Here is a 21,194-nt window from a genome sequence, read left to right on the forward strand (position 1 = left end):
GGTCGGGGTCGGGGTGGGCGTGGGGGTCGGGGTGGGGGTTCCTCCACAGCCGGGAGTGGCTTCCGGCGGCAGCGGGACGCGCCAGATCTGGGTGTCGTTCTCCGAGCCGACGAGCAGGCTCGTGCAGTCGAAGTAGGTCACCGTCTCGCCCTGCGACTGGGCCGGCAGGGCGACGTCCGCGAGCTTGGTCCCCGCGGTGTCGTACACGGAGGCCGTGTTCGCCCCCAGCGGCCCGCCGCTGCGCAGGGCGTACGAGGCGCCCGACGGCGAGAACGCCCCGTCGGTGGCGAAGACCGGCCCGGGCCGGACGGCGGTGAGGGTGTTGACCTGCCCCGTCCGCGGGGGCAGCGGGGCCTCGTACAACTGACCTGCCGATCCGATCAGTTTGCTCGCGATGTACATCCGGCCGGTGCCGGGGTCGGCGAGCAGGGATTCGGCGTCGTGCCGGCCGTCCGCGTAGGCGAACTCGTAGGTCACCGCGGTCACGGTGGCGTCGGCGAGCTGGTCGGGCTCGGCGAAGGAGTGCACGAGGATCTGGGCGCGGCCGCTGAAGTTGTCCCCGATGTCGCCGACCAGGATCACCGGGCGGCCTGCCGCGTCCTTGCCGGTCGAGAGCCCCTCCCAGTCGGTGTTGCCGACGCCCGACAGGGTGTAGGTGGCCTTGAGCCGGCCGGTCGCGCCCGTGCAGTCGACGGCGAAGACCTGGTTGGTGTTGCCGCTGTCGTTGACGGCGTAGAAGATGCCGGGGTGCTTGCGGCTCATGGCGAGCCCGCTGAGTTCGGCCAGGCCGCCGGGCAGCGTGCACTTGCGTTCCGGGGCGGGCGCAACGGCTGCGGCCGCGGCTCCGGGAACGGCGGCCTGGCCGGTGGCGGCGCCGGCGGGCCCGGCCGCCAGCCATGCGGCGGCCGGCAGTGCGGTGGCGAGGACCGCGGTCGCGAGGGCGGCGGCCCTGGGGGGTGTGAGGAGTCGAGACATGCGCACCATGTGATGGCACGTCAGATGGTGATCGCCAGACCCGGCGGCCCCCCGTTTGAGCATCGTTCAATGCCGGGGCGGCATGCCTGGCCGAAACAAGGCGGGTTCCGGTGGGATTCCGGCGACCTCCGGCTCCTTCCGGTCAGCGCGCCGGCTCCCGGACGGGGGCGTTGTGCCGGGCGTGCGCGATGAACGCCCGGGCGGCGCGGGTCAGCGGCCGACGGGCGTGGGCGATGCCCACGGGGCGCAGCAGGGGCGGGGTGAAGGAACGGATCTCGGCGCGGCTGCCGAAGGCCCTCAGCACCACGTCCCGGTACCAGATGAGGGAGCCGCGGCCGTCGGTCACCCCGGTCACCCAGGCCAGCCGCTCGTCCACCTCGAACGCCGGCACGGGCCGGACCCCGAGGCAGCTGAACATGGCCTCCATCTCGGTACGCCGCCCGGTGCCCGGGGTCGGCAGCACCATCGGCAGGCCGTCGAGCAGCCGGAACGGCACCGGGTCGGGCAGCCGGGAGCCCGCGGGGGAGACCAGCACCACCTCGCGCTCCTGGATGTGGTGCGTGGACAGCTCTTTGTCGACGGGCAGGTCGACCAGGGCCAACTCGGACGTCCCGTCGAGGAGTTCCTGCACCAGCGACTCCCGGCCGTCGTGCTGGTTGAGCCGTACGTGCACGCCGGGATGGCGCGCGGTGTACGCCGGGACCAGCTCGGAGGCCAGGTCGAGGGCCAGGGTGGGGGTGGTGACCAGGGTGAGGGTGACCCGCCCGCCCTTGCCGTTGGGGGTCCCGATGTCGTCGATGGCGTCCACCGCGTCGAGCACGGTACGGGCCAGCCGGACCACCCGGGTGCCCTCGGGGGTGAGGTCCACCCCTCTGCCCCGGCGGGCGAGGAGTTCGATGCCGAGGTCGCGCTCCATGGCCTGGACGGCCCGCGACAGGGCGGACTGGGCAACGAAGACCGAGGCTGCCGCGCCGGTGATGGAACCGCAGTCCGCGACGGCGACGAGGTAACGAAGCTGCGCGAGTGTGGGGGTCATGACCGGACGGTAACCGCGCGAGGTTGACCCCGTAAGAGGCATCGTGGTGAACAAGTGCCCGAATTCGGCCGGGTGCGCATGCTCACGGGGTGCCGAGGCATACCGGCCCGGCATGAGCCCCCGCTCCCGACGTGCGCCGGCCCGCGCTCCGGCGGCGCCCCACCGGCCGGGAAACGCCGCAGGTCGGCCGCCCGACGAGGCCCCCCGGGTGCTGCCGCGAGGGCGGCACCAGACCGTCCGGAAACGCTCCGGTACGTGAAGGACCTTACCCCGCATGCCCGTTGACACTGCACGACGGCCACCGCACGATGCATCCCGGCGTCAGGGGAATTGACCAACGTTCAAGCCCGTCCCACCCAGACGGGTCGCCCGGCCACCTGTACCGGCGGGAGCCGCCTGCGCGCGCTCTCCGCCGCCCCCGCACGGCCCGCTCGCCCCTGCGCCCCCGTTCGCCCCGCTCACCCCTGCCCGCTGTCCCTCCCCGTCCGTCCCCCGCTCGCCCCTGTGCCCCGCAGCCCCTGCACCCCCCGGCACCCCGCTCACCCCTGCGCCCCGGCCTGCCGGGGGATGCACCGCCACGCCCTGCCCAGCGCTTGTGCAACCGGCGACATGTGACACAGCACTCGATGAGGAGCGCCCGTGACCCCCCAGCCCATGCCGTCCCCCCGGTCCGGCGAGCCGTCCCCGCGGTCCGCCGACGCCCGTACCGCCGACGCCTCCGTCGTCGACACACCCGTCGCCGACGCCCGGCCCGCCGAACCGCAGCACTCCCGCCCCCAGTCCCCCGACCCGCGCGACACCGTGGTCGCGCTCAGCCCCTTCGAGGAGCCGCGGCCCCGGATCGTGATCGCCGCCGAACGGGCGGGCAGCCTCGGGCTGCTCGACCTCGGCCGGGACCCCGATGCCGCCCGGGCCGCCTTCGCGGAGCTGGCCCGGCGGCTCGGCCCCGGACGGCGCCACGGGGTACGGGTGCCCGCAGGCTGCCCCCTCGGGCCGCAGGAGCTGCCCGCCGAGGTGGACACGGTACTGCTGGCCGACCCCTCCGAGCTCACACCGGAGCGGGTGGCCGCCTGGGCTTCGGCGCCCGGGCGGCCGCGGGTCTGGGCAGAGGCCACCGGCCCGGCGCAGGCTCGGGCCGCGGTGGCCGCCGGCGTCCGGGCCGTCGTCGCCAAGGGGCACGAGGGCGGCGGCCGGGTGGGCGGGGCCACCACCTTCGTCCTGCTCCAGCAACTGCTCGCCGGCCCCGGCATCGGCGTCCCCGTCATCGCCTGCGGCGGGATCGGCCCGCATACGGCCGCCGCGGCCGTCGCGGGCGGAGCCTCGGGCGTGCTGGTCGACGTACAACTGGCCCTGACCCCCGAGGGAGAGTCCGGGTTGCCCGCCGAAGTGGCGGCGGCCCTGCGGGCGATGGACGGCTCCGAGACCCGGCTGGTGGACGGGCACCGGGTGTACGCGCGGCCCGACCTGCCCTCGCCGCACGGGCCCGTCGCCGCACTGCTGGGCGCCCGGGACCTGCGGACGCAGCTGCTGCCCGTCGGGCAGGACGGGGCGGCCGCGGCCCGGCTGGCCGCCCGCCACCGCACCACCGGCGGTGTGCTCCAGGCCGTCCGGGCGGCCCTCACCGGGCACCTCGCGGCCGTGACGCGGTCCCGGCCGCTCATGGCGGCCCGGCCCGTCGCCCAGGGGCCGATGACCCGGGTCAGCGACCAGGCGGCCTTCGCGGAGGCGGTGGCCGCCGCGGGCGGGGTCCCGTACCTGGCGCTGGCGGTGATGGAGGGGCCGGACGTACGGCGCCTGCTGGCCGAGACCTCGGAGCGGCTGGGGGACCTGCCCTGGGGCGTGGGACTGCTCGGCTTCGCCCCGGCCGAGCTGCGGCGGGAGCAGCTGGCGGCCGTGGCCGAGACCAAGCCCCCGTACGCGGTCATCGCCGGCGGCACCCCGGCTCAGGCGGCCCCGCTGGAGGCCGCCGGAACCCTGACCCATCTGCACGTGCCGTCGCCGGGCCTCCTGGAGCGGTACCTCGCCGAGGGGGCGCGGCGGTTCGTGTTCGAGGGGCTGGAGTGCGGTGGCCACGTGGGGCCGCGCGCCTCGTTCCCGCTGTGGGAGGAGCAGATCGAGCGGTTGCTCGCCTGTCCCGAACCCGCGGCCCTGGACGTGCTGTTCGCGGGCGGGATCCACGACGAGCGCTCCGCGGCGATGGCGGTCGCGGCCGCGGCCCCGCTGGCCGAGCGGGGTGCCCGGATCGGCGTACTCATGGGCACGGCCTACCTGTTCACCGAGGAGGCCGTGGCGGCGGGCGCGGTCACGCCCCGGTTCCAGCGTGCGGCGCTGGAGTGCGCCGACACCGTGCTGCTGCACACCGCGCCCGGTCATGCCACGCGCTGCGCGGACACGCCGTACGCCCACACCTTCGAGGAGACCCGGCAGCGGCTCGCGCAGGGCGGGACCGAACCGCGCGAGATGTGGGAGGAGCTGGAACGGCTGAACCTGGGGCGGCTGCGGATCGCCAGCAAGGGGCTGCGCCGGGGTGAGGGCGCCGAGTTGGAGGCCGTGGACGAGGAACGGCAGTACGCGGACGGGCTGTTCATGCTCGGTCAGGCGGCCACGCTGCGCGGCGGGACCACGACGGTCGCCGCCCTGCACGCCCAGGTGACCGAGGGCGCGACGCGGCTGCTGGAGCAGCGGGCCGCGGAACTGGCCGCCGCGGGCGCCGGGGAACGGACCTCCGGCGGAGCCGCCGACCCGCTCGACGTCGCCATCGTCGGGATGGCCTGCACCTATCCGGGCGCCCCCGATCTCGCCGCGTACTGGGCGCAGGTGCTGGCAGGCCGGGACGCGGTGACCGAGGTTCCGGCCGAACGCTGGGATCCCGCGCTCTACTACGACACCGACCCGGCGCGGGCCGGAGAGCGCACCCCCTCGCGCTGGGGCGGGTTCCTGGACCCGGTGCCCTTCGACGCCCTGGCGCACGGGATCCCCCCGTCCTCGCTGGCCGGGATCGAGCCGGTGCAGCTGCTGGCCCTGGAGATCTCGGGGCGGGCCCTGCGGGACGCCGGCTACGGCAAGGACCGGGAGTTCGACCGCTCGCGGACCTCGGTGGTCTTCGGCGCGGAAGCCGGGACCGAGCTGGCGGGCGCGTACGGGCTGCGGGCGCTGCACCCCGCCTACCTCGGCGAGCTCCCGCCCGCCCTGGACGAGCAGCTCCCCCGGCTGACCGAGGACTCCTTCCCCGGGATCCTCGCCAACGTGATCGCGGGCCGGGTGGCCAACCGGCTCGACCTCGGCGGCGCGAACTGCACGGTCGACGCCGCGTGCGCCTCCTCGCTGGCCGCGCTCGACCTGGCCTGTCGCCAACTGCGGGACGGCGACAGTGACATGGTGCTGTGCGGGGGCGCCGACGTGCACAACGGGATCAACGACTACCTGCTGTTCGCCTCGGTGCGCGCACTCTCGCCGGGCGGGCGCTGCCGGCCCTTCGACTCCGCGGCCGACGGGATCGCGCTCGGCGAGGGCGTGGGCGCGCTGGTACTGAAACGGCTCGCCGACGCGGAACGGGACGGCGACCGGGTCTACGCGGTGATCAAGGCGGTCGGGGCGTCGAGCGACGGCCGCTCCCTCGGACTGACCGCACCGCGGCCGGAAGGGCAGCGGCGGGCGCTGGAGCGGGCCTACGCACGGGCGGGCGTCTCGCCGAGCGAGGTGGGCTTGGTCGAGGCGCACGGTACCGGAACGGTGGTCGGCGACAGCACCGAACTGGGCGTGCTGAGCGCGGTGTTCACCGAGGCGGGAGCCGGGGTGGGCTCGTGCGCGCTGGGCTCGGTGAAATCGCAGATCGGGCACACCAAGTGCGCGGCCGGTCTGGCAGGGCTGATCAAGGCGGCCCGGGCGGTGCACGCGGGGGTCCGGCCGCCGACCCTGCACGTCGACCGGCCGAATCCGGCCTGGCGGGCCGAGAGCAGCCCCTTCGTCTTCGACACCGAGGCCCGGCCGTGGGCGGTGCCGGTGGAGCGGCGGATCGCGGGCGTGAGCGCGTTCGGTTTCGGCGGCACCAACTACCACGCCGTGCTGGCCGGTTACGCGGGCGCACAGGAGCCGGAGCAGGGTCGGGAGGACTGGCCGGCGGAGCTGTTCTGCTTCCGCGGCGAGGACCGGCGGGCGGCGGGGCGGGCGATGGCCCGGCTCGCGGCGCGGCTGGAGGAGAACGACGCGGCCGGGCGGCCGTGGGCGCTGCGGGACCTGGCCGCGGAGGCGTGCGCCGGGGGCTCGGGACCGGTGCGGGTGGCGGTGGTGGCCGCGGGCCTGGACGAGCTGGCGGCCCGGCTGGAGCGGGCCCGGGGATTCACCGCGGGCGAAGGGGTCCACGTACGGGAGGAGTCGGCGGATCCGGGGCAGGTGGCGTTCCTGTTCCCGGGGCAGGGCAGTCAACGGGTGGGCATGCTGGGCGATCTGTACATGGCGTTCCCGGACCTGCGCGGGCTGCTGGACTCCGCTCCGGGGACGGTCGTCTCGGCCGTGTTCCCGCCGGCGGTGTTCACCGCGGAGGAGCGGACCGCGCAGCGGGCGGCGGTCACGGACACCCGCGTCGCCCAGCCGGCCCTCGGACTGGCGGGGGCCGCGGCGCACCTGCTGCTGGGGAGGCTGGGCGTACGGCCGGACTGCGTGGCCGGCCACTCGTACGGGGAGCTCACCGCGCTCTGGGCGGCCGGGGCGTACGACACGGAGAGCCTGCTGCGGCTGAGCGCGCGCCGGGCCGAGGCGATCCTGGCGGCCGCCGGGGAGGACCCGGGGTCGATGGCGGCGGTGTCCGCCGCACCGGAGGAGGTACGGGAGATCGCCGAGCGCGCCGGGTGCGTGGTGGCGAACCACAACGCGCCGCGGCAGTGCGCGATCTCGGGCCCGGCGGAGGCGGTCGCCGCGGCGGTGGAATCGCTGCGCGCGGCGGGCATCTCTGCGCAGCCCCTGCCGGTGGCCTGCGCGTTCCACAGCCCGGTGGTCGCGGAGGCGGCGACCGGGCTGTCGGCCGAGCTGGCCGGGACGGTGGTTGCCGACGCTGCCGTCCCGGTCTGGTCGAACACGACCGCGTCGCCCTACCCGGCCGACGCGGATGACGTACGGGACCTCCTCGCGCGGCAGCTCGCGGAGCCGGTCCGGTTCGTGGACCAGGTGGAGGCCATGTACGCGGCCGGAGTCCGCACGTTCGTCGAGGCGGGGCCGGGCCGGGTCCTGTCGGGCCTGGTGGGCCGGATCCTCGCCGACCGCCCCCATGCGGTGGTCCCGCTGGACGTACCGGGCGAGCACGGACTCGCCCGGCTGGTCACGGCCCTGGCCGAACTGGCCGCGGCCGGCGTCCCGATCACCCCGGAGCCGCTGTTCCGCGGCCGCACCGCCCCCCTCCCGGACCGCGCCCCGCGTCGCCCGGGCTGGCTGGTGGACGGCCACCTGACCCGTACGTCCGCGGGAACCCCGGTCCCGGGCGGCCTCCAGCCCCCACGCCGCGTGTACGCCCCGGCGGCGGCGCCGGTGCCTCCGGCGGCGGCAGCAGCGGCCGGGTACACGCGGCAGGCACCCCCCGGCGCGGCGCCGGCGCCCGCACCCGTGTGGCACGGGGATCCTGCCGTGGTGGCCGCGGCCGCACCGGCGGCCGCGGGCGGCTTCACCTGGCAGACGGCGCCCGCGGTCCCTTCCGGGCCGGCATGGCAGCCCGCGCCTCCCGCCGACTCCGCTCCCGTACCGGGACCTGTGGCCGGCTCCGCGCCGTACCCGGCGGCGCCGGCGGCGTCGCCCACCCCACCCGAGTGGCCCGCCGCCTACGGTCCTGCGCCGGCGCCACCGCCCGCCGCCGGCCTCGCGCCCGGCGCCGCGTGGCACCCCGCCCCTCCTGCGCCCGGGCTCGCACCGGCGCCCGCGCACGGCGCCGCCTGGACCGCGGCAAGCGTGCCTGGACCCGCGTGGGCCTCGGCATCCGGGGGGCCGGCCGCGTCATGGGTGCCGGGCGCTCCAGGTCCCGCAATGCCCGGGCCGACGCCTGCTCCCACCGTGTACGCGGTACCTGACGCTCGCCAGGAGGCGGTTCTGGAGTACCTGCGCGGCTCCCGCGAACTCATCGATGCACAACGGGCCGTCCTGCTCGGCTATCTGGGGACCCCGCCGGCTCCGGCCGCACTGCCGGCCCGCACCGGCGGCACGGCGGATGCGGCGGATGCGGCGGATGCGGCGGGTGGGCAGGCTTGGCCCGGCGTGGGCGGATTCGGCACGAACGGGCACGCGCAGGCGGGCGCGTTCGGGCCCGAAGGCTCGTCGGAGCGGCCCGCGTCGGCCGGACCCGACGCCTGGGAGCCCGCGAGCGGATACGGACGGACCGGCCCGGCGGGTGCGAACGGACACGGGTCCACGGGCTCGGTCGGGCCGGCGGGCACCGGGGACTGGGCCGGGGCCGGCGCCGGAGACTGGGCCGGGGCCGGCGAAGTCGGCGTGAACGGTCACGGGCCGGCCGGCGCGGCGGGCACCGAGGGAATCGGTGGAGGGGATCGGGCGCGGCACCCCGCCGGTCCGGCCGCCGTCGAGGACCCCGGTTCTGCGGGGCAGGTCGGGGCGGGGTCTGCCGAGGAGGTGATGGACGCCGTTCTGGAGATCGTGCACACCCGGACCGGATACCCGCGGGACATGCTCGACCCCGAGCTGGACCTGGAGGCCGACCTCTCCGTCGACTCCATCAAGCGGGTCGAGATCATCGGCGCCCTCGCCGACCGGATCGGGCTTCCCACCGAGCCCGGCGGTTCCGCCGAGTCGGCCGTCGAGGAGCTTTCCCGGATCAAGACCCTGCGCGGCATCGTCGACTGGGTCACCACCCACGCGGCCGCTCGGGCGGCCCCCGCGGACGGACCGGTCCCGGCGCCGGGAGCGGGCGAGGCGGCGGCCGTGGCGGCGCCGGCCGGGTCGGAAACGCTCCCGAGCGGGTCGGCCCCGGCGCCGGCCCCGGCCCCGGCAGCCGCGCCCGGAGTGACAGCGGCGATGCGGCGGATGCGGGTGGACGAGGTGCCCGTCCGGGCGGCCGACAGGGATCCCGGTGTGCTGCGGGGCCTGCGGATCGGGGTCGTCGACGACGGGCAAGGGGTGGCGCCCGCCCTCTGCGGGGCGTTGGAGGCGCACGGGGTCCGCGCGGAAGTGGTGGCCGAGGCCGACGCCGGTTTCGACGGCATCGTCGACCTGTCCGCGCTCCGGGCCGGTCAGGAGCCCGTGCTCCCGACGGCCTTCCCGGGGTACAAGCGCGCCCTCACGGGCGGTGTCCGCCGGCTGCTCCTCGGCTCCACCCCCGGCAGCGGACTGCCCGGCTTCGCCCGCAGCGCCGCCCTGGAGTTCCCCGGCGCCCTCGTCCGGGCCGTCGACCTCCACCCCAAGGAGGACCCGGCACGGATGGCCGCCCAGTTGCTCGCCGAGCTGTGCGACCGGGGCGAAGGGCCCGCCTCGGTCGGTTACACCGCGCAGGGCCTCCGGATCACCCGCCGCCCGGTCCCGGCGCCCCTGCGTTCCCCCGGCGAAACGCCGGGCGTCACGCTCGGCAGGGGTGCTCTCGCGCCCGGATCCGTCGTACTGCTGACCGGTGGGGCCCGGGGGATCACGGCCCGGACCGCGGTCGCCCTGGCCCGGACCACCGGGTGCCACGTCGAGTTGGTGGGCCGGACGCCCGAACCCGTCGGCCGGGATGACGAGTTCGTCCACGCCGGGGACCGGGTGGCGCTGCGCGCGGCCCTGATCGGGAGCGGTCTGCGCACGCCCGCCGAGATCGAGGCCGCCGCCTCGCGGATCCTGGCCGAGCGGGAGGTGCGCGACACCCTGGCCGCCCTCGCCGGGGCCGCCGCATCCGTCCGGTACCACTGCGCCGACGTCACCGACGCCGAGGCCGTACGAGCCGTCGTGGCCGACGTACGGGCCCGGCACGGCCGGCTCGACGGCATCGTGCACGGCGCCGGAACCCTGCGCGACGGGTTGCTCTGCGACAAGGAACCGGCCGTCTTCACCGAGGTGTTCACCACCAAGGTGGCCGGTGCCCGGAACCTGGCGGCCGCGGCCGCCGAGCACGGCTCCACCCCCGCCCCGGCGTTCCTGGCCCTGTTCGGCAGCGTCGCCGGGGTGTACGGAAACCGGGGCCAGACCGACTACGCCGCCGCGAACGACGCCCTCGACGGGCTCGCGCTCACCTGGGCCGACTCCTTGCCGGGCCGGGTCCTGTCCGTCGACTGGGGCCCCTGGGCGGCCGAGGCGGGCGGGATGGTCACGCCCGAGCTGGAGCGCGCCTACGCCCGCCGCGGTGTTCAGCTCATCTCCCCCGAGGCCGGAACCTCCGCGTTTCTCGCGGAGCTCGCGTACGGCGGCAGCGACGTACAGGTGGTCCTCATGGCGGAGGAGGGCGCGGACCATGAGTGAACGACAGCGGCGCGGGCCCCGGCCGGTCGACGCCGCCATCGTCGGGATGGGCGCCGTCTTCCCCGGCGCCGCCGACCTCGCGGCCTACCGGAGCAATCTGCTCGCCGGTACGGACTCCATATCCGAGGTGCCGCCCGGGCGTTGGGACCCGGAGGTGTACTACGACCCGGCGGGCGCCGCCGGGCCGGTCCGCGGGGACAGGTTCTACTGCCGGCGCGGCGGCTTCGTCGACGGGCTCGCGGCCTTCGATCCGACCCGGTTCGGGATCATGCCGACCGCGGTGGAGGGGGCCGAGCCGGACCAGCTGCTGGCCCTGCACGCGACGGCCGAGGCGATCGCCGACGCGGGCGGCGAGGAGCGGCTGCCGGCCGACCGCTCCCGGATCGGGGTGGTGCTGGGGCGGGGCGGTTTCATGGGGGTGGCGACGGCACGGCTCGACCAACGGGTGCGCACCTCACACCAGTTGGCCCAGACCCTGCGCGAGCTGGCTCCGGAGCTGGGCGAGCGGCGGATCGCCGAGGTGCGGGCCGCCTTCCAGGAGGCGCTCGGGCCGGAGCGGCCGGACGCCTCGATCGGACTGGTGCCGAGTTTCACCGCCGCCCGGACGGCCAACCGGCTGGACTTCCGCGGCCCCGCCTACACCCTCGACGCGGCCTGCGCCTCCTCCCTCCTGGCCGTGGACCAGGCGGTGGGGCTGCTGGCCGGCGGCCGGTGCGACGCGGTGGTCGCGGGAGCGGTCCACCACTGCCACATCGCGACGCTGTGGAGCGTGTTCACGCAGCTGCGGGCGCTGAGCCCGAGCGAACTGATCCGGCCCTTCGACCGGCGGGCCGACGGGACCCTGCTGTCCGAGGGCACGGGCGTGGTCCTGCTGAAGCGGCTGTCCGACGCGGAACGCGACGGCGACCGGATCTACGCGGTGATCCGCGGTACCGGTGTCGCCGGGGACGGCCGGGCGGCCAGCCTGATGAGTCCGCTGGTCGCCGGTCAGGTACGGGCGCTGGAGCGGGCGTGGCGCGAGGCCGGCCTGGACCCGCGGGCCCCGGGCGCGCTGGGGCTGCTGGAGGCGCACGGCACCGGTACTCCGGTGGGTGACGTGGCCGAACTGGACACGCTGTCGCAGGTGTTCGGCACGCCCGGGTCCATCGGGGATCCCGGGATCGGCTTCGGCTCGGTGAAGTCCATGGTGGGGCACACCATGCAGGCCTCCGGCATGGCGGGGCTGATCAAGGCGGCGCTCGCCGTGTACGAGGGGGTGCTGCCGCCGACCCTGCACCTGGAGGAGCCGCACCCGGACCTGGCGCGGACCCGGATGCGCCCCGTCACGGCGGCGGAGCCGTGGGAGCGGGGGCCGCAGCCGCGCCGGGCGGGGGTCAACGCGTTCGGCTTCGGCGGGATCAACGCGCACGCGGTGCTGGAGGAGGCCCCGGGCTCCACCGCGTCCGCGCCGCCCGTGCGCCGCTTCCTGCCCCTGGGCCGCGCGGGCGGGCCGGTGGTGGGGGCCGGTGCGCGGGAGGACGTACTGCTGCTCGGCGCGGACGGCCCGGCGGAGCTGGCGCAGTTGCTGGCCGCCGGATCGGCGTCGGCGGGCGACGGGCCGTGCCGGCTGGCCGTGCTGGGGCCGACCCCGCAGCGCCTCGCGCTCGCCGCGAAGGCGGTGGCGCGCGGCCGGGCCTGGCGGGGGCGGGGGGACGTCTGGTTCACCCCGGAACCGATGGGCGGGGCCACGGCGTTCCTGTTCCCCGGGCTGGAGCCGGAGTTCGCGCCGGTGCTCGACGATGTCGCGGACCGGATGGGGCTGGAGCGGCCGCGGCTCGGCCGGGGCGCCGAGCTGGTGGAACGGGCGCTGGACGCCCTGGCGACGGGCCGGTTCTTCGCGCGGGTCCTGCCGGAACTCGGCGTGAAGGCCGACGTGCTGGCCGGGCACAGCCTCGGCGAGTGGGCGGCGATGGTGGCCGGCGGGATGTACCCGCAGGACGCGGCCGATTCCTTCCTGGACTCGCTGCGGCCGGGGGCCCTGAAGGTCCCGGACCTCGTGTACGCGGCGCTGGGCTGCGGGGCGCACCGGGCGGAGGCCGCGCTGCACGGTCTGGAGGGGGTGGTGGTCAGCCACGACAACTGCCCGCACCAGTCGGTGGTGTGCGGTGACCCACCGGGGGTCGAGCAGGTCCTGGAGCGCCTGCGCCGGGAAGGGGTCCTGGGCCAGGAACTGCCGTTCCGTTCGGGGTTCCACACACCGATGTGGGAGCCCTACCTGGGGCAGGTCCGGGCGGCGTTCGCGCGGCTGCCGCTGCGGCGGGGTGACCTGCCGGTGTGGTCGGCGACGACCTGTGCGCCGTTCCCGGACGGGGCGTCGGAAGTACGGGAGCTGGTGGTGCGGCACCTGCTGGAGCCGGTTCGCTTCCGGGAGTTGACGCTTCGCCTGTACGAGGGGGCGGGGGTCCGGACGTTCGTGACGTTGGGGCCGGGCAGTCTGCCGGGGTTCGTGGAGGACACCCTGCGGGACCGCCCGCACCTGTCGGTGGCCACGTCCTCCCCACGCCTGTCGGGACCGGCCGCCCTGCGGCGCACCTGCGCCGCGCTGTGGGCCGAGGGGCACTCCCCGCGCTGGGACCTCCTCGGCGACCCGGACCCGGCCCCCACCGCCGCCGCTTCCACCTCTGCCACCACCTCTGCCACCGCCTCCGCCGCCCCCGCCCGCGCCCGCAAGGCCGTACGGGGCCAACCCGTCCCCCTGGACCTCGGCTCTCCGCTGGTCCGCCTGGGTGCGTCGGCCCGGGCACGCCTGGGCGGCCTGTCGGCCGGCCCCGGCGAGGCACCGCGGCCCGGGCAGCCCGTACCGCCGCCCACGCCGGAGCCGACACGGCCCGGCCGGCCGGCGCCCACGCCCACACCCACGCCGCAGGCGGCCCGGCTGCGGCTGCGGGTTTCTCTCGACGCGCTGCCCTACGTACGCGACCACTGCGTCTACCTGCAACCCGACGGCTGGGCGGAGGACTCCGACTGGTTCCCCGTCGTGCCCATGACGACCATGCTGGAGCTGGCCGCCGACGCGGCCCGTCGCTGCGCCCCGCCGGGGGCCGCCCTCCTCGGCTACGACGAGGTACGGGCCGTGCGGTGGCTCCCTGCCGCGCCCGCCCTCGACGTCGAGGTCGGCGTCCGCGCCGACGGTCCCGGACGGTTCCGGGTCGGGATCGGCCCGTACGCCTCCGTCGTCGTCCTGCTCGGCCCCGGCCACGGGCAGCCGCCCGCGCCCGACCCCACACCGCTGCGCGATGCGGGCCCGGCCCCCGTCAGCGCCGAGGCCCTGTACCGGGACCGGTGGATGTTCCACGGGCCCCGTTTCGCCGGGGTCCACGAGGTCCGGACCGTCGGATCGGACGGCATCCACGGGGTCCTGCACGCCCTCCCCGACCCGGGCGCGCTCCTCGACGCCGCCGGGCAGCTCTTCGGGCACTGGATGCAACTGCGGCTCCCCGTCGACCGGTTGGTGTTCCCCGCCACCGTCGACCGGATCCGGTTCTACGGGCCCCCGCCGCCGCCGCACGCGCTGGTCACGGCGACCGCCCGGATCCGGGAGGTCCGCGATGTCACCGTCCGCGGGGATCTCGAACTCCTCGACGCCGCCGGCCGGCTGTGGGCCCGGATCGAGGGCTGGACGTACCGTCGCTTCGGGGCGGACGAGCGGGTGTGGCCGATGAAGTTCACCCCCGAGGTGTGCGGCATCGGCGAACCCCAGCCCGCCGGCTGGTGTCTGGCCCGCCGGCGGTGGACGGACCCCGCCTCGCAGGAGCTCGTGATGCGCCGCTACCTCGGCGCCGCCGAACGCGCGGCCTACGAGCGGCTGGTGCCGCGCGCCCGGGCGCCGTGGCTGCTGGGCCGGATCGCCGCCAAGGACGCGCTGCGGCAGCTGCTCTGGGACGGGGGCGCGGGTCCCGTGTTCCCGGTGGAGGTCCCGGTCGGCAACGACCCGGCCGGGCGGCCCGTCAGCGGGGGCGCCCTGGCCCGCGGGTTCCGGCTGTCGATCGCGCACAAGGACCGGGTGGCCGTGGCCCTCGCCCACCCCTCGCATCCCGTCGGCATCGACGTGGAGGCGGTGACCGCCGACCCCGACGCGCTGATCCGGATCGCACTCACCCCGGCCGAGCTCCTCCTCGCCGAGGAACTGGCCGCCCGCGAGGGCTCCGGGCTGCCGGCCGCCCTCACCGCCCTGTGGTGTGCGAAGGAGGCCGCCGCCAAGGCCCGCGGCACCGGGCTCGGCGGCCGGCCCAGGGACTGGCGGGTCACCGAGGACCCCGGATCCGGTGGGCTGCTGGTGCTGTCGCCCGAGGGGCAGCCGCATCCCGTCCGTACCGCCGCACTGCCCCCTGCCGGGACCGGGAGCCCGACCGGCTCCGGCTCCGGTTCCGGTTCCGGTTCCGGTTCCGGCGAGTACCTCGTCGCCTGGACCGCCCACCCCGCGGTCCCCTCCCCCGTCCCCTCCCACCTCACGGAGACCAGCCATGGCCACCACCACTGACGTCCTCGCCGAGATCACCGGCATGCTCGTGGAGATCCTCGGCGACGAGTTCCTGCTCGCGGAGGAGGTCACCATGAGTACGAGCTTCAACGAGGACCTCGCCCTGGAGAGCATCGAGTTCGTCGCCCTCGCCGAGCTGCTGTACGAGCGTTACGGGTCCGAGGTGGACCTGATGGGCTTCCTCGCGGAGAAGGACATGGACGCGATCCTCGCCATGTCGGTCGGCGACCTCGTCACCCACATCGGTCAGGTCGCCCACGCCTCCCTGGCCCGTACGTCCTCGACGGCGGCCGGGGCCCCGGCAGCGGCGACGGCCTCCGCGACGCGTACCGCCGGCTGAGCCCGCCATGGCCCTCGTCACCGCGAACTCGCTCCGCTTCCACGTGCAACGGCTGCCGGCCGCCGCCGGGGCCGCCGGCCTCGGCCGTCCCGTCGTCGTGTTCCTGCACGGGCTGGTCGTGGACAACCTGTCCTCCTTCTACTGCCCCCTGGCCGTCCCGGTGGCGCGGGCGGGCCACGAGGCCGTCCTCTACGACCTCCGCGGCCACGGCCGGACCGAGCGCCCCGCCACCGGCTACGACAGCCGGACCGCCGTACGGGACCTCGTGTCCCTGCTCGGCGCGCTGGACCTGGGACACCGCCCGGTGCACCTGGTCGGCAACAGCTACGGCGGCACCCTTGCCCTGCACGCCGCCCTGGCCCGCCCGGACCTCGTCGCCGGGCTGACCCTGCTCGAACCACCGCTGAGCGGGGCCTGGGTGGAGAACATGGTGGACACCCTGTCGGCGGCCGCGCTCAGTCTGGAGGACAGTCCGGTCCCCGCCGAGCTGCTCACCCTGCGCCTGCGCAAGGCGGCCAACCTGACCCGGATCGCCGACGAACTGCTCAACCGGACCAGCCTGATCGACGACATCGCGGCGAGCCGCACCTTCACGGCCGCCGACTTCGCACGGCTGGCTCCCCCCACCCGGATCATCTGCGGCGAGCACTCCGAACTGGTAGCGGGCGCAGAGGAGTTGGTCCGTCACGCACCCCGCGCGACGATCCGGATCCTGCCGGGTCTGGGCCACGACGTGCTCAAGGAGAGCAGCGGGGTCCTGCGGGAGACCGTGCTCGCCCATCTCGAAGCGACGGCGGCGGACGCGGCCCGGTCGGCGCGCGCGCCGCGAACGGGAGCTCTGGTCCGATGAGGGTGCTGTTCACCGTCCCGCCGCTGGCGGGGCACGTCAACCCGACGGTGGCCGTGGGCGCCGAACTGGCCGCGCGGGGGCACGAGGTGGCCTGGACGGGCCCGGCCGGGGCACTGGCCCGGCTGCTTCCCGCCCACGCCCGCGTCCTGCCCGCCGGGGACGAGGCGGGCGGCGACTACGCGGCCCTGCACGACCGCTGGCGCGATCTGCGCGGGGTCGGTGCGCTGCGCTTCCTGTGGGAGGAGGCCCTGGTCCCGCTGGGCCTGGCGATGGTGGCCGGGGTGACGGAGGCGGCGCGGGCCTTCGAGCCGGATCTGCTGGTCGCCGACCAGCAGGCGCTCGCCGGTCCGGTGGTCGCCCGGCGGCTGGGGATCCCCTGGGTCACCTCGGCCAGTACGTCGGCCGAGCTGACCCGGCCCTTCGCCGATTTCCCGAAGGTCGGGGAGTGGGTCTCGGGGCAGGTCTCCGGATTCCTGGCCGCGTGCGGGATGCCCGACGCGGACTGGGATCCGCGGTTCTCCCAGCGGCTGGTGATCGTCTTCTCCACGCCCGAACTCGTCGGCGTCGGCGAGGGGTTCCCGGCCCATCACGCCTTCGTCGGACCCGCCTTCGGGGCCCGCCCGGCCGCCGCCCACTTCCCGTGGCAGCGGCTGGATCCGGAGCGGCGGCGGGTGCTGGTCTCGCTGGGCACCCTCAACCAGGAGGCCGGCGGCCGGTTCTACACCACCGTCCTGAAGGCGGCCGAACGGCTGGCCGACGAGGTGCAGCTGGTGGTCGTCGCGCCCGCCTCGCTGGTCGGGCCGGTGCCGGGGAACGTACTGCTCCAGGAGCGGGTCCCGCAGCTGGAGCTGCTGCCGCACCTGGACGCCGTGGTCAGCCACGCCGGGCACAACACCGTCTGCGAGGCGCTCGCGTACGGGCTGCCGCTGGTGGTCGCGCCCATCCGGGACGACCAGCCGATCGTGGCCCGTCAGGTCGTCGAGGCGGGGGCCGGGGTGCGGGTGCGGTTCGGCCGGACCCGGGCCGAGGAACTGTGTGATGCGCTCACGGCCGTGCTGGACGAACCCGGCCATCGCCGGGCCGCCCGGCGGATCCAGGCCTCTTTCGCCGCGGCCGGCGGGGCCGCCGCCGCGGCCGACCGGTTGGAGAAGCTGTCATGACACCTCCCCCCTTCCCCCGGGTCCGGTGGACCTCCGCGCTGACGCTGGCCGCGCTCGGCGCGGGTACGGTGCGCGCCCGGCGCCGGCTGCGGACGATCCCCGTACTGCCCGCGCCGCCGACCGCCGCGGACGGGCTGCCGCGCGCCGCGGGGTGGCGGCTGCTGACCGCGCGCGGGGTCGAGGTGAACCCGGCCACCTTCCTGGCGGCCTGTGCGCACGCCGACCGGGAGGGCCTGCGGGTGCTGGACCTGCTGCCCGCCGACCTCGGCGCCGAGCGGGCGCTGGGACTGCTGCGGCTGCTCGATCCGGCCGCGTACATGGACGACCGGCTCGCCGAGGGGCGCGGGGCCGGGTACGCGGTGCTCGTCGCCGAGGAGGTGCTGGCGAGGGCCGGGACGGACCTGGCCGGGACGGGTCTGGAGGGCGCCGGTGGCCGCGAGCCGGCGGATCTGCTGGCACTGATCCGCCGGTTGAAGGAGTACGCCGCCGACTCCACCGGCCTGGCCATCGCCCCCGCGCTGTCCGTCGGGCGGGCCGGGGACCCGGCGGGGCCGGTGCGGGCGGCCGAATTGCGGGCCCAGGGGCTGCCGCCGGGGGTGCTGGCCGGCGCACAACTCGCCGGGCTGGCGCTGCTGGCCGGGCTCGCCGGGCGCCAGGGCCGGTGGGGCGCCGCCGCGGCCGGGCTGTACTGGCTGCAGCCGTACCTGGTGCTCGGCGGGTCGGGCGCCCCGCTGCGCCCCGCCGACCTCGCCGGGGCCACCGCCGCCCGGCCGGCCCGCTCCCTCGGCGCCGCCGTGCGCACGGCCGCCGCGGTGCTGCGCGAGCCCGCCGACGCGGAGGCGAACGCCGACACCGACGCCGCGCGCGCGGCCGCGTACGGGGCCGAACTGGTTTTCGGCACCGACCGGTTCCTGGAGCCGCGGCGGACCGACTGCCCGTGGTGCGGGTCCCGGCGGCTGTTCGTGCGCGTCCGGGTGCCCGATCTCCTCCAGGGCAAGCCGGGGCGGTTCGCCCTGGAGCAGTGCGCGGACTGCCGCCACGTCTTCCAGAACCCCCGGCTGACCCTGGACGGACTGGATTTCTACTACCGGGACTTCTACGACGGGCGCGGCGGAGAGGGCGCCGGGACGGTGTTCGGCCGGCTCGGCGCCTCGTACCGCGGCCGCGCCGAGATGCTCCGCCCGCACACGGTGGACGCCCCGGCCTCGTGGCTCGACGTCGGCACCGGGCACGGCCACTTCTGCAACGCGGCGCGGGCCGTCTGGCCGGACACCCGATTCGACGGCCTGGACATGGGTGACGGGGTGGGCGGGGCCGAGCGGCGCGGCTGGGTGGAGACCGGGTTCCAGGGCCAGTTCCCCGAGTTCGCGGAGAAGCTGGCGGGCCGGTACGAGGTGGTCAGCATGTACCACTACCTGGAGCACACCCGGGATCCGCTCACGGAGCTGGACGCCGCGGCAGCCGTCCTCGCCCCCGGCGGGTTCCTGGCGATCGAACTGCCCGACCCCGAATCGCGGATGGCCCGGCTGCTGGGTTCGGCGTGGCTGCCGTGGTTCCAGCCCCAGCACCAGCACCTGATGCCGGCGTCGAACCTGCGCGAGGCGCTGGAGGAACGCGGGTTCACCGTCCTGGCCGAGGAGCACGGCCCCGCCCACCAGGGCAACGACTTCTTCGGCGCGGTGGCCCTGACCACCACCCGGCTCGCACCGGATCCCGACCGCCCCTGGGCCCCTCCGGCCACGCGCCGCGGGAGGGCGCTGGCTCATGCCGTACGGGCGGCGGCGCTGCCCTGCTTCGCCGCCGCGGCGGCGCTCGACGCGGTGCGGACGGCCGTGGCCCGGCGCACGGACGGCGGGAACGCCTACCGGTTGCTGGCCCGCCTGGACGACCGGCGGCGCGCGACGCTCGGGGAGGACCGGTGACGGCGGCGGCCCGGACCGGCGCCACACCGGCACCGTCCGCATCGCCCGTCGGTCCCGTGCCGCCGGACCTCGCCCGGCGGGCCACCGCCGATCCGCTGTTCCGTCTCGTCGCCTACGCGCTGGAGGCCGCGCACGGGCGGCCGCCGGCCGCCGTCTGGAGCGCCCCGTACGCCTTCCACCTCGACTCGCCCGGACTGGTCGCGGCGGCCGGATGGCCGGTGGCGGCCGCCGCCGCGCCGCGTACGGACGGGCTGGTGCGGCTGAGCTCCCTGGGGCATCCGGCCGACAGCTGCGATCTGCCGCTGACCCCGGAGGGGCCGCCGCCCGCAGCCCCCGCCTGGGCCGTGCGCCCGTACGCCCTGCTGCGGGCGCTCGCCCGCGCCGGGTACGGGCGCGGCGGGACCGACCTGCACCTCCAGGGCTCGCTCACGGAGGCCGCCGGGCTGGCCACGGCGGAGCCCGCCGAGTGCGCGATGGCGCTCGCGGTGGCCGACGTACACACCCCGGCGGACGCGGAGCCGGACCGGGAGGGGCTGGCCCGGCTGCTGGCGCGGGCGCTGCCGGAGGGCGACGACGCGCTGCGCAGGGCGGTGCTGTTCGCCCGGCCCGGCAAGGCCCTGCTGCCGGACACCGGGGAGCAGCCGCGCCTCGTCGACTTCGACCCGCTCGCCTCGGGGACGCGGCTGGTGCTGCTCGCGGTCCGCGGCGATCCCGCGGAGCGGTCGGCCGAGCTCTCCCGGGCGGTGGCCCGGGCCCGCCGGGCGGGTGCGCTGAGCGCCTGGCCGCCCGGGCGGCTGCCGGGGCGGAGCGTGCTGGTGCTGCTGCCCGCGTCGCGGCAGGCGGCGGTACGGGCGGCGGTGGCGGAGGACTTCCGCGGCCGGGGCCGGCCGGTGCCCCGCTTCCTGAACATCGCCGTGGCCGGTGCGGCCCGGCGGGAGGAATGACCCCCCGCGAGGAACGAGCTCCCGCATCCGCGACGACACCCACACCCACACCCAGGAGGAACCGCTCATGCCCTCACCCATGGCCGCCACGAGACGCAGGGCCCGCCGGTCCGCGCTGGTGGCCGCGCTCGGCACGCTCTGCCTGCTGGGCGCGTTCACCGTGGCCAATTCGCAGGCGGCCGAGACGGATCCGGCGAGCTCGCGGACACCCGCGGCCGCCGCGTTGCCGGCGTACGACCACGTGGTGGTCGTCGTCTACGAGAACAAGCAGTACGGCGAGATCATCGGCAGCGCGAACGCCCCGTACGTCAACCAGCTCGCGAACGGCGGCGCGAGCCTGACCGGCATGAAGGCGCTGACCCACCCCAGTCAGCCGAACTACTTCAACCTGTTCTCCGGCGCCACCCAGGGCATCACCGGGGACGGCTGCTACACCCCGCAGTCGATGAGCGCGGCCAACCTCGGCCAGGAGCTGATCGCGGCCGGGAAGACCTTCGCCACGTACAACGAGGACCTGCCGGCCGAGGGGTCCACGGCCTGCACCAACGGGCAGTACGCGCAGAAGCACAACCCCTGGTTCGCCTTCAAGAACGTGCCGCTGACCACCGGGAAGACCTGGGCCCAGTTCCCCCAGAACGATTTCGCGGCGCTGCCGAACCTGTCCTTCGTCGTACCGAACCAGTGCAACGACATGCACTCGTGCTCCGTGAACACCGGTGACACGTGGACGAAGAACAACCTGGACGCCTACGCGCAGTGGGCGAAGGCCAACAACAGCCTGCTGGTGCTCACGTGGGACGAGGACAACTACCTCGGTTCCAACCAGATCGCCACGGTGTTCCACGGGGCGAAGGTGAAGACCGGCAAGTACGCCACCGCCTTCAACCACCACCACCTGCTGCGCACCTTCGAGGACCTGTTCGGCACGGCGACGCACGCGGGCAACGCGGCGAACGTCCAGCCGATCACCGAGGTCTTCGACGGCTCCCCGACCCCGACCCCCACGCCCACCCCGACCCCGACT

Annotated in this window: 10 protein-coding genes; 8 read left to right on the forward strand and 2 right to left on the reverse strand. The window is 76.3% G+C overall.

Going from position 1 to position 21,194, the window contains the following annotated elements:
- Together AB0M92_RS37965 and AB0M92_RS37970 are read right to left on the reverse strand one after the other, a co-directional pair.
- Positions 1–975 (reverse strand): hypothetical protein (locus AB0M92_RS37965; RefSeq protein ID WP_366106944.1); only part of this gene is annotated, 975 nt, incomplete at its 3' end.
- A gap of 142 nt (positions 976–1,117) precedes the next feature.
- Positions 1,118–2,011, reverse strand: coding sequence for a LysR family transcriptional regulator (locus tag AB0M92_RS37970; RefSeq protein WP_366106945.1), 894 nt, complete (start codon positions 2,009–2,011; stop codon positions 1,118–1,120).
- Positions 2,012–2,650: 639 nt separating this feature from the next.
- Here AB0M92_RS37970 and AB0M92_RS37975 point away from each other — a divergent pair.
- The 8 genes from AB0M92_RS37975 to AB0M92_RS38010 form a co-directional block, all read left to right on the forward strand.
- A complete protein-coding gene (locus tag AB0M92_RS37975) occupies positions 2,651–10,435 on the forward strand; it encodes an SDR family NAD(P)-dependent oxidoreductase (protein ID WP_366106946.1) in 7,785 nt (2,594 codons plus the stop codon).
- On the forward strand, positions 10,428–14,954 hold the full coding sequence (locus tag AB0M92_RS37980; RefSeq protein ID WP_366106947.1) for a beta-ketoacyl synthase N-terminal-like domain-containing protein: 4,527 nt from the start codon (positions 10,428–10,430) through the stop codon (positions 14,952–14,954). The genes AB0M92_RS37975 and AB0M92_RS37980 overlap by 8 nt, the downstream gene beginning before the upstream one ends.
- Positions 14,938–15,294, forward strand: a complete 357-nt coding sequence (locus AB0M92_RS37985; protein ID WP_366106948.1) for an acyl carrier protein — start codon at positions 14,938–14,940, stop codon at positions 15,292–15,294. Before AB0M92_RS37980 ends, AB0M92_RS37985 begins: the two co-directional genes overlap by 17 nt.
- Positions 15,295–15,301: 7 nt before the next feature.
- Complete coding sequence (locus AB0M92_RS37990) at positions 15,302–16,144, forward strand: alpha/beta hydrolase (protein ID WP_366106949.1); 843 nt, start codon at positions 15,302–15,304, stop codon at positions 16,142–16,144.
- Positions 16,141–17,304 carry a glycosyltransferase gene (locus AB0M92_RS37995; RefSeq protein WP_366106950.1) on the forward strand — a complete coding sequence of 388 codons (1,164 nt, stop codon included), beginning with the start codon at positions 16,141–16,143 and terminating at the stop codon, positions 17,302–17,304. The genes AB0M92_RS37990 and AB0M92_RS37995 overlap by 4 nt, the downstream gene beginning before the upstream one ends.
- The gene (locus tag AB0M92_RS38000) at positions 17,301–19,226 is read left to right on the forward strand and encodes a class I SAM-dependent methyltransferase (protein WP_366106951.1); all 1,926 of its coding nucleotides are present in this window, start codon (positions 17,301–17,303) and stop codon (positions 19,224–19,226) included. Before AB0M92_RS37995 ends, AB0M92_RS38000 begins: the two co-directional genes overlap by 4 nt.
- A 56-nt stretch (positions 19,227–19,282) precedes the next feature.
- On the forward strand, positions 19,283–20,170 hold the full coding sequence (locus AB0M92_RS38005; protein WP_366106952.1) for a galactokinase: 888 nt from the start codon (positions 19,283–19,285) through the stop codon (positions 20,168–20,170).
- A gap of 67 nt (positions 20,171–20,237) precedes the next feature.
- A partial coding sequence (locus AB0M92_RS38010) for an alkaline phosphatase family protein (protein ID WP_366106953.1) occupies positions 20,238–21,194 on the forward strand: 957 nt, incomplete at its 3' end.

Origin of the sequence: Streptomyces sp. NPDC051582 (assembly GCF_040681715.1) — a bacterium.
GTDB lineage: Bacteria > Actinomycetota > Actinomycetes > Streptomycetales > Streptomycetaceae > Streptomyces.